The organism is Pseudomonas sp. Pseusp97 (assembly GCF_047304025.1).
Lineage (GTDB): Bacteria > Pseudomonadota > Gammaproteobacteria > Pseudomonadales > Pseudomonadaceae > Pseudomonas.
On record NZ_JBGLYK010000280.1, the window covers coordinates 1 to 6,185 of the forward strand.

Consider the following 6,185-nt stretch of genomic DNA (forward strand, 5'->3'; position numbering starts at 1 on the left):
CTTCGTAGGAGCGAGCTTGCTCGCGAACCCGCCCAACACCATCAGCCAGATCACCCTCAAGCTACCCTCCCCCGCCACTGCAACAACACCACCCCGGCAATGATCAATCCGACTGCCAGCAGCCCCTCCGGTGACAATCGCCGCACCGGGAAGCCAGCCCAGCCGAACTGGTCGCACAGCGCCGACATCAGCATTTGCCCGGCCACCACGCAGGCGAGGAAAGTCGCCGCGCCGAGCTGCGGCGCCAGCATTACCGCGACCGTCAGATAAGCCGCACCGAACAGTCCGCCCAGCCAGCCCCACCAGGGCGTAGCGGCTATGCCGGCCGCCGGCGGAAGCGGAACACGAAAGGCCAGCAGCGCAAGGATCACCGCCGCCAGGCTTACGCCCAGGGACGTCAGGCTGGCACTCAACGGGTGACCCAGCTGGCGGCCGAGCAGCGAGTTGCTGCCAGCCTGCAGGGCCACCAGGGCGCCCACGCCGATGGCGGGCAACAGAAGAAGCAATTTCGACATCGAGGTTCTCCAAGGCTTGTCGAGGAGATGCAGCTTCTGCTATCCATTTGGCGCATGGAAATGAATGATCGGTACAGCCTGAATGCACTCGATTCATAACCTGCGCCGCATCGACCTCAACCTGCTGGTGATCCTCGATGCCCTGCTGGACGAGCGCCATGTCTCCCGCGCGGCCGAGCGGCTGGCGATGACGCAGCCGGCGGTCAGCCACGCGCTCAATCGCCTGCGCGACCTGCTCGACGACCCGTTGCTGGTGCGCGTCGGCAACCAGATGCAGCTGACCCGCCGCGCCTTCGAACTGGCCGGGCCGTTGCGGGAAATCCTCGGCGGCGTGCGCCGGCTGGTGCTGGGCGATGACTTCGACCCGGCCAGCGCCGAGCTGGAGCTGCGCCTGGGCATGTCGGACTACGGCACCTGGGTGGTTCTGCCGGCACTGCTGCCGATCCTGCGCCGCGAAGCGCCGGGCATTCACCTGGATGTGCGCCAGGCCTCGCGGGTGGGCATGGCCGAACAGGTGGCGAGCGGCGAGCTGGACGGCGCCCTCGGGGTCTTCCCGTTGCTACCTGAAGGACTGCGTGTGCAGCAGTTGTTCGAGGAACGCTTCGTCTGCCTGTGCTCAAGGGAAACCCTGAGCGGCAGAAAGCGCCTGGACCTGGACGACTACCTCGCCGCCCCGCACCTGCGGGTAGCCCTGCAGCAGAGCCCGGCGGAAGAGATCGACAGCCATCTGGAAAAACTCGGCCGGCGCCGTCAGGTGGCCGCCACCGTGCCGCACTTCAGCGTCGCGCCGAGCCTGCTGGCGGGCACTGATCTGGTCCTGACCATCGCCGCGCGGATGCTTCCGGATGATCTCGAAGGCCATGGCCTGGCGTGTTTCGAGCCGCCACTGAAGCTGGCGCCTTTCGACTTCGTGCAGATCTGGTCGGAGACCAGCGAGGAAGACCCGGCGCGGCGCTGGCTGCGCACGAAACTGGCTCAGGCGGCCCGCTGATCCCCTATTCGGGCGTTTCCAGCCGGCGCAGGATTTCCCCGACGCGCTCGCCGAGCATCTCGTTGGCCGAACGCTTCAGCCCGCGTGCCAGTTCCACCAAGACCACCTGCTCGGCCACCGGGCGCAGGCGCTGGAAAACTTCGGCAAGGCGCTCCAGATCCGCAGCGCCGGGCAGCAGGTCGGCGCCGGGCTTGTCCACCAGATGGGTCACCACCAGGCGCACGATGCCGGCGGCCAGGTGTTCAGTGTCGGCGCGCAGCACTGCCAGGTGATCCAGCAGCGCCGCCAGCGGAATGCCTGCGCGGTACAGCTCGACGCCGGCATTGAACAGGCGCGGGCTGGGAATGCTGATGCGCTCGCCGTCGAAGGCCAGCAGGCCCTGCGCCAGTGCCTGGTCGATCACCGCGTCATTGAGCTCATCGCCGAACAGCGCCTGCAGGTCGCTGAACTCGATGCTGCCGGGTGCTTCCAGGTTCCAGGGTCCGACTATGGCTTCGTCGAGGCCGAGCACGTGGTCCAGGTCGTGGCCGTGCTCCCAGCTCTCCAGCAGTTCCTTGATGTTGGCGATGTTGTAGCCGCGCTCCAGCAGGCGGTTGATCAGCCGCAGGCGGCGCAGGTGGCTGGCGAAGTACACCCCGGCGCGGCCTCGGCGCTCGGGCGGCGGCAGCAGGCCGCGATCCTGATAGGCGCGCAGGTTGCGTACCGTGGTGCCGCCCTCGCGGGCCAGCTCATCCACCGTGTACTCGCGCTCTTCCTCCACGGCGGAGGGCGCGTCGTCCGGGCGTTGCAGCAGGCGCTGCAGGAGGTTCAGGGGTGTGCTCATGGCGCGGATGATAGTCACCGTTGCGCCCGCAGAACAATCGAAAGCACTAGTCCCAAAGTGATCCGCTGCACAGCCCTGCAGCCCAACCAAAGACGGGAACTGCACCCGTCCCGAATCCCCCTCCCCTCTACAACCCGCGCCGCCAGCGGCTCCGTGCCGCGGTAACACTCAGGGCCCATCGCGCACGGCATGGCGCAACGTCGGCCGATGGGTCAGCATCGATTATGACATTGCTCGATGTAACGATAACAACAACCAGCCTGGAGAAAGTCATGTCCCAAGGCGCCTGGGTGCCCACTCCCGAAGACCTGCGGCATTTCCGCGAGACTCAGCAGTTGGCCTACCGCTGCTGCGAAACCATTGCCGGCGAACTGCGCCCGGGCATCAGCGAGCGCGAAACCGCCGCCCTGATGAAGACCTGGCTGCTCGATCACGGCGTGCGCGACTGGTTCCACCAGCCCTTCGCCTGGTTCGGCCCGCGCACCTCGTTCAAGGGCTTCGACGGCCTGCGCCACCTGGGCGGCTTCAACCTGGCCTTCTACCCCGGCAAGCAGCGCCTGGAGGAAGGCATGCCCTTCATCCTCGACTGCGCGCCAACTCTGGGCTCCTACACCGCCGACGTCGGCTACTCCGGCGCGCTGGGCCACAACCTGCTGGTGGAGCGCCTGATGGACGACCTGCTGGCGCACCGCAACCTGATCGTCGAACAGGTGCGCCAGCGCCTGCCACTGGCCGAAGTCAGCCAGTCGGTGGACCGTCTCTGCCAGCGCCAGGGCACCCTGCCGCGACATAAGGCCTACCCCTTCCAAGTGCTGGCCCATCGGGTGGAGAAGCTCGGCGCGCGGGACAGCGGCCCGTCGCTGGCGCGCTTCGGCGTACGCAACATCGCCACCCTGATGAAGAACGCCCTGATCACCGGCCGCCGCGAAGGCTGGTCGCCGCTGTGGTCGAGCAACGACCGCTCGCAACACGCTCCGACACCCGGCCTCTGGGCCGTCGAGCCGCACCTGGGCCTGCGCGGCGTGGGCGCCAAGTTCGAGGAGTTGCTGGTGGTCACCGAAGACGACGCCTACTGGCTGGACGACGACCTGCCTCACGTGCGCCGCTGGATCGCCCGCGGCTTGGTCAGCGCCCCGGCGCGGCGGGAGGTGGCATGAACGCGATTCTGGAGAAAGCCCTGCCGACGCCGGAGCGCCTCGACGTGCAATCGGGCAACGTGCGCTTGGCCGTGTGGCGCTGGGGCGAACCGCACCTGCCGATGGTGCTGTTCGTCCACGGCTACCCGGACAACCACGAAGTCTGGCTGCCGCTGATCCGTCGCCTGTCCGGGCGCTACCAGTTGGTCGCCTACGACGTGCGTGGCGCGGGCGAATCGGACAAGCCGCGCAAGACCCGCGACTACCGCCTGGGGCTGCTCAGCCAGGACCTCAAGGCCGTGCTCGACGCTGTCAGCCCGCAGCGCGCGGTGCATCTGGTGGCCCATGACTGGGGCTCGATCCAGACCTGGGAAAGCGTCACCGATCCGCAGCTGCGCGCACGCATTGCCTCCTACACCAGCGTCTCCGGCCCGTGCCTGGACCACGTCGGCTTCTGGATGCGCGACCGCCTGCGCCGCAAGACGCCACGCGCGCTGCTGCAGATGGCCAGCCAGCTGCTGCACTCCTGGTACATCTACTACTTCCATCTGCCGCTGCTGCCGTCGCTGTCCTGGCGCTTCGGCGCGGCGAAGGCCTGGCCGCAATACCTGCGCAAGGTCGAGGGCATCCGCAACCCGGCACGCAACCCGCACCAGGCCAGCGACGGCGAGCACGGCGTGAAGCTCTACCGGGCCAATTTCATCACCTCGATCTTCAGGCCGCGCAAGCGCCATACCGAGGTGCCGGTACAACTCATCGTGCCGACCCGCGACCGCTACGTCGGCCAGCAGCTGTTCCAGCAACTGTCGCTGTGGGCACCGCGCCTGTGGCGCCGCGACGTCACCGCCGGGCACTGGCAACTGCTCGCAGAGCCCTCCCAACTGGGCAGCTGGATCGACGAATTCGTCAGCCACATCGAAGGCGGCGAAGCCACGCCGGAACTGCAGCGCGCCGCGCTGAAACCCGGCGCCGGTCCGTTCGCCGGCAAGCTGGTGGTGGTCACCGGCGCGGGCGGCGGCATCGGCCGTTCGACCCTGCTGAGCTTCGCCGAACGCGGCGCCAGCGTGCTGGCCGCGGACATCGACCCGGCCGCCGCCGAACGCAGCGCCGAACTGGCCCGCGCAGTGGGCGCCTGCGCCTACAGCTATTGCGTGGATGTGGGCGACAGCGCGGCCATGGAACGTTTTGCGCAGTGGGTGAGGACCAGCCTCGGCGTGCCCGACGTGGTGGTCAGCAATGCCGGCATCGGCATGGCCGGACCGATGCTCAAGACCACCCCGGAGGAATGGGAGCGCCTGCTGCGCATCAACCTGTGGAGCGTGATCGACGGTTGCCGGCTGTTCGGCAAGCAGATGGTCGAAAGCGGCAAACCCGGGCACCTGGTCAACGTTGCCTCGGGCGTAGCCTTCGCGCCGTCGCGCAACTACCCGGCCTACGCCACCAGCAAGGCGGCGGTGCTGATGCTCAGCGAGTGCCTGCGCGCCGAGCTGGCGGGCAATGGCATCGGCGTCAGCGCGGCGTGCCCGGGCTTCGTCGATACCGGCATCGTCCAGGCCACGCGCTTCGCCGGGCTGGATGACGACCAACAGGCGAAACACCGCGCCAGGGTGCAGCGCTTCTACCGTCGGCGCCGGCTCAGCCCGGACACCGTCGGCGAGCGCATCACCCGCGCGGTGCAGCGCAACCAGCCGGTGGTGAAGGTCGGCAGCGAAGTGCACCTGGGCGCCCTGCAATGGCGCTTCATGCCCTGGCTGTCACGCCTGTTCGCCCGCCTCAACCTGACTGCCTGAGAATCCCCATGAACGACCATCATCACAAGCTGGTGCAACGCAAGGTGCAGTTCGACTACAGCGACTCGCCCCTGCACTGGATTCCCGGCGAGCCCGAGGCGTCGCACGTGGTCAACGTCATCCACATGATGCTGCCGGCCGGCGAGCTGTGGTTCTGCCGGCTGTACAACAAGGCCCTGCCCTTCGTGAAGGAAGGCCGCCTGCGCGACGACGTGCAGGGCTTCATCCGCCAGGAGGCGATGCATGCCCGCGCCCACAGCGGTGCGCTGGAGCGCTACCTGAGCCACCACGGCATCGACTCGACGCGCTACCTCAAGGTCATGGACTACCTGTTCGAGCAGTTGCTCAGCGACACGCCGCTGGGCCTCACCCTGTTCAACCGCAGCGCCTGGCTCAGGCGCTGGTGGATCGGCCAGCGTTGCGCCATCGTCGCGGCCGTGGAGCACTTCACCTGCGTGCTCGGTAAATGGATTCTCGAAGCGGACGCGCTGGACCGCGCCAAGGCCGACCCGGTGCTGCTGGACCTGTTCCGCTGGCACGGCGCCGAAGAGGTGGAGCACCGCAACGTCGCCCACGACCTGCACGTGCACCTGGGCGGCAGCTTCGTCAGCCGCCAGTTGTGGATGTTCGTGGTCTGGCCGCTGATCATCTACCTGTTCGCCTTCGGCACCCGTACCCTGTCGCGGCAGGACCCGAGCATCGACAAGCCGCGCTCCTTCGCGGCGATCTGGCGCGATGGCTCGCGCAACGGCGTGCTGCCGAAGATCAGCTCGGTGGCCACCAGCTTCCTGCGCTACTTCAAGCCCTGGTACCACCCGGACCACGAGGCCAATACCCAGGAAGCGCTGGACTACCTGGCCCGCTCGCCCGCCGCCAGCCGGGCCGCGCGCGCTTCCTGAAGCCTGCCGGCGCGCCCGCGCAGTGGATGCG

Annotated in this window: 6 protein-coding genes; 4 read left to right on the forward strand and 2 right to left on the reverse strand. The window is 68.0% G+C overall.

From position 1 onward, the window contains the following. Nucleotides 1–56: 56 nt before the first annotated feature. Nucleotides 57–515 carry a DMT family transporter gene (locus tag ACCC94_RS26955; protein WP_413352666.1) on the reverse strand — a complete coding sequence of 153 codons (459 nt, stop codon included), beginning with the start codon at nt 513–515 and terminating at the stop codon, nt 57–59. 82 nt (nt 516–597) lie between these two features. Here ACCC94_RS26955 and ACCC94_RS26960 point away from each other — a divergent pair, with 82 nt between their 5' ends. Then, nucleotides 598–1,506 (forward strand): LysR family transcriptional regulator, encoded by a 909-nt coding sequence (locus tag ACCC94_RS26960; RefSeq protein ID WP_413352667.1) that lies wholly within the window; start codon nt 598–600, stop codon nt 1,504–1,506. A gap of 4 nt (nt 1,507–1,510) precedes the next feature. Here ACCC94_RS26960 and ACCC94_RS26965 read toward each other — a convergent pair whose 3' ends face one another. Next, entirely contained in the window at nt 1,511–2,329 is an 819-nt protein-coding gene (locus ACCC94_RS26965; protein ID WP_413352671.1) for a MerR family transcriptional regulator, read from the reverse strand. Between the two features lie 272 nt (nt 2,330–2,601). Between ACCC94_RS26965 and ACCC94_RS26970 the strand changes: the two genes are divergently transcribed. Genes ACCC94_RS26970 through ACCC94_RS26980 form a run of 3 tightly spaced genes read left to right on the forward strand, consistent with a single transcriptional unit; the run spans nt 2,602 to nt 6,154 of the window. Then, nucleotides 2,602–3,486: a M24 family metallopeptidase gene (locus ACCC94_RS26970; protein ID WP_413352668.1), complete on the forward strand. Its 885-nt coding sequence runs from the start codon at nt 2,602–2,604 to the stop codon at nt 3,484–3,486. After that, entirely contained in the window at nt 3,483–5,255 is a 1,773-nt protein-coding gene (locus ACCC94_RS26975; protein WP_413352669.1) for an SDR family oxidoreductase, read from the forward strand. Before ACCC94_RS26970 ends, ACCC94_RS26975 begins: the two co-directional genes overlap by 4 nt. Nucleotides 5,256–5,263: 8 nt before the next feature. Continuing rightward, the gene (locus tag ACCC94_RS26980) at nt 5,264–6,154 is read left to right on the forward strand and encodes a metal-dependent hydrolase (RefSeq protein ID WP_413352670.1); all 891 of its coding nucleotides are present in this window, start codon (nt 5,264–5,266) and stop codon (nt 6,152–6,154) included. Nucleotides 6,155–6,185 lie beyond the last annotated feature (31 nt).

Coding starts and splice junctions, on each gene's coding strand:
- ACCC94_RS26975 (WP_413352669.1), top strand. CDS start 3,483: ATGAACGCGATTCTGGAGAAAGCCCTGCCGACGCCGGAGCGCCTCGAC.
- ACCC94_RS26970 (WP_413352668.1), top strand. CDS start 2,602: ATGTCCCAAGGCGCCTGGGTGCCCACTCCCGAAGACCTGCGGCATTTC.
- ACCC94_RS26960 (WP_413352667.1), top strand. CDS start 598: ATGCACTCGATTCATAACCTGCGCCGCATCGACCTCAACCTGCTGGTG.
- ACCC94_RS26980 (WP_413352670.1), top strand. CDS start 5,264: ATGAACGACCATCATCACAAGCTGGTGCAACGCAAGGTGCAGTTCGAC.
- ACCC94_RS26965 (WP_413352671.1), bottom strand. CDS start 2,329: ATGAGCACACCCCTGAACCTCCTGCAGCGCCTGCTGCAACGCCCGGAC.
- ACCC94_RS26955 (WP_413352666.1), bottom strand. CDS start 515: ATGTCGAAATTGCTTCTTCTGTTGCCCGCCATCGGCGTGGGCGCCCTG.